The organism is Candidatus Neomarinimicrobiota bacterium, assembly GCA_018647265.1.
Taxonomy (GTDB): domain Bacteria; phylum Fidelibacterota; class Marinisomatia; order Marinisomatales; family TCS55; genus TCS55.
The window spans coordinates 1-3382 of sequence record JABGTK010000079.1 but is presented as its reverse complement, the minus strand read 5'-3'; the positions used below and the strand labels follow the sequence as shown (position 1 = coordinate 3382).

The following is a 3382-nucleotide window of genomic DNA, read 5'->3' as shown; positions in this document are numbered from 1 at the left end:
TGAAGGGAATCCACACCATCCCGGTAGCCGTGGACGGAATTGTGCCAAAGGTCCCGCAACAATTAATCAAATCAATGATACAGAGCGAATACTTTATCCTATGAAAAGGGTTGGCGAGCGGGGCGAAGGGAAGTGGGAACGCATTACTTGGGATCAAGCATTGGATGAAATTTCTGAAAAGATTGCGACATCATTAAGGAAAAGTAAAGAAAAAGTGGTTTATCATGTGGGTCGGCCCGGGCATGAAGGTTATGCAGAGCGCGTGTTAAAAGCGTGGGGCGTGGATGGGCACAATTCTCACACAAATATTTGTTCTGCCGGCGCTCGAACCGGTTACGCTTTATGGCATAAATACGACCGCCCCAGTCCGGACCATACCAACGCCGAAGTGATTTTATTGGCTTCATCCCATTTGGAAACGGGCCATTATTTTAATCCACATGCCCAACGGATTATGGAAGGAATGATGAAAGGCGCCAAGTTGATTGTTATGGATCCACGTTTATCGAATACTGCATCCATGGCGGATGAATGGATGCCCACTTATCCCGGCAGTGAATCAGCGGTTTATTTAGCCATGGCGAAGATTATTTTAGACGAAGGATTATACGATCGCCATTATATGGAAAACTGGGTGAATTGGGATGATTATCTCAAAAATTTGCATCCGGATGATCCCGTAAAATTTGACCAATTCATCAAGCGATTGAGCGAAGAATGGGCGGAATTCACACCGGAATATGCTGCCAAAGAAGCGCAGATTGAAGCGGATCAAATTATTTGTGTGGCGAAAATGGTTGGGAATGCAGGAAGTAAACTTTCTACCCATGTTTGGCGGGGCGCTTCTATTGGAAATCTCGGTGGATGGCAAGTCTCTCGAACACTTCATTTATTAAATGTGCTCACCGGTTCTGTTGGAACAGAAGGGGGCACATCACCCAGTGCATGGAACAAATTTCATCCGGAATTTTTTGATGTGCCACCGGGGCCAGATGCTTGGAACGAATTGGCTTGGCCCAAAGAATACACGTTGGCCCATTATGAAATGAGTCAAATTTTGCCCCATTTAATCAAAGAGGGTCGCGGTTCAATGGATGTGTATTTCACCCGTGTTTTTAATCCGGTTTGGACGTATCCCGATGGATTTTCTTGGATAGAAATGTTATCCGATGCAGAAAAAGTAGGATGCCATATTGCCCTTACGCCTACATGGAATGAAACTGCATTTTTTGCCGATTATGTTTTACCCATGGGACATGCATCCGAGCGGCATGATATTAATTCTTACGAAACACAATCCGGTGTTTGGATTGCATTTCGTCAACCCGTGTTGAGAGAAAAAGCCCGCCGCGATGGGAAAGAAGTGGAATTTACTTATGAAGTAAATCCAGGTGAAGTGTGGGAAGAAGATGAATTTTGGATTGAGCTATCCTGGCGCATTGACAAAGATGGAGATTTGGGAATCCGAAAACATTTTATGAGTCCCTATCGGGATGGTGAAAAAATCAACATTGACGAATATTATCAATACATTTTTGAACATACGAATGGATTGCCAGAAGCTGCCAAAAAAGAAGGCCTTTCTGCTTTAGAATACATGCGGAAGTTTGGTGCTTTTATGGTCGATTCTGAAGTGTATGTGAAAAATGAAGACGCTGTGAATGAAGAAACCATGAATGGTGCCACGGTTAAAGAGAACGGCCAAATTGAAAAAGATGGCAATATTGTGGGCATTCAAGTAGATGGCAAAGACTTTAGTGGATTTCCTACCCCATCAAAACGACAAGAAATTTATTCCCAAACTATGGTGGATTTTGGTTATCCGGAACATGCTACGCCTGGATATCGGATTAAAAGTCATGTGCATCCAGATGAAATGGACACCAGTAAAAATGAATGTGTTTTGCTTCCGAATTTTAGATTGCCCACTCATATTCATTCTCGATCGGCCAATGCTAAATGGCTCACAGAGATTGCCCATAAAAATCCCATTTGGATTCATACCAAAGATGCAAAACGCCTTGGCGTGGATAATGGTGATTTACTCAAAATCACGACAGAAATCGGTTGGTTTGTGGATAAAGTTTGGGTGACGGAAGCTATCAAACCGGGTGTTGTGGCTTGTTCACATCATATTGGAAGATGGCGACGTCAGCAAGATGCTGGGAATCGATTTATGTCCAATACGGTTGATATTCATAATATGGGTGATGGGAAATGGAAAATGGAAACAGTGAGTGGAGTCGAACCGTGGGAATCGAATGATCCGGACACGAATCGTGTTTGGTGGCGAGATGGTGGTGTGCATCAGAATATTACACATGCGGCAAATCCCGACCCAATTTCGGGCGCCCATTGTTGGTTGCAAAAAGTGAGCATATCCAAGCCGGAATCCGGCGAGAAATATGGCGATGTGTTCGTGGATACAAATAAATCATTCGAACATTATAAAAAATGGAACGCATGGGCGAAAGAGAAAGAAACACATCCTGACGGCTTACGCCGACCGCTTTGGATGGGACGTCCATTAACACCCCAAAAAGAGCAGTTTTATTTAGAAGATAAATAAGATAACTTTGTCCGAATTCTTTAGCCGAAAAATCTAAGTTTTGAATTGAAATATGATTTTCGGCCGGTACGGTTTTGTCGGAAACGACAAGATTTGCTCCCGATCTCCGATAAATAATCGGGGTGACTTGGAATAAGAATGGAAAATATAATTACACCCAGCCCAATTAATGGTGAGCTGAATGAATCGGCATCACCCATCATTGACCGTTTCGGTCGAACATTCAACTATTTACGCCTTGCCCTTAACGAACAATGTAATCTTCGCTGTATTTACTGTATGCCAGAAGAAGGCATCGAATTTCGCCCCGAAGACAAACTCCTTTCCACAGAAGAAATATTTCGACTTATTGAATTAGCATCCCAAATGGGTGTGTCCAAAATTCGCTTAACGGGTGGCGAACCCTTACTCCGAAAAGACTTAGTGCCCATCATTCAATTTGCCAATAGTTTGGATGGAATTGATTCAATTCATGTAACGACGAATGGTTTATTACTTTCAAAATATATCCATGAATTAGAATCAGCAGGTTTATCTGGGATAAATATTAGTTTGGATACGTTGGAGCAGAATAAATATAAAACAATTACAAGAAGAGACGGATTGAAATCTGTGTTAGACGGATTAGATAAAGCCATTAAATCATCTATTCAGTCCATCAAGTTGAATGTAGTTGCCATGCGTGATTTTAATGATGATGAACTCATGGACTTTGTGGCACTTACTAAAGAAAATGATATTACGGTTCGTTTCATTGAACTCATGCCATTTGATTCACACCAAATATGGAAAACTGGGAAATTTTATGGAGCG

General features: G+C 42.2%; 2 protein-coding genes. Both read left to right on the top strand.

Going from position 1 to position 3382, the window contains the following annotated elements; translation table 11 throughout:
* Nucleotides 1-2569, top strand: a 2569-nt coding sequence (locus HN459_04770) for a molybdopterin-dependent oxidoreductase (GenBank protein MBT3478757.1), incomplete at its 5' end; no start/stop codon positions are given.
* A 138-nt stretch (nucleotides 2570-2707) separates the two neighbouring features.
* On the top strand, nucleotides 2708-3382 hold a 675-nt coding region (locus tag HN459_04765), incomplete at its 3' end, for a radical SAM protein (GenBank protein ID MBT3478756.1).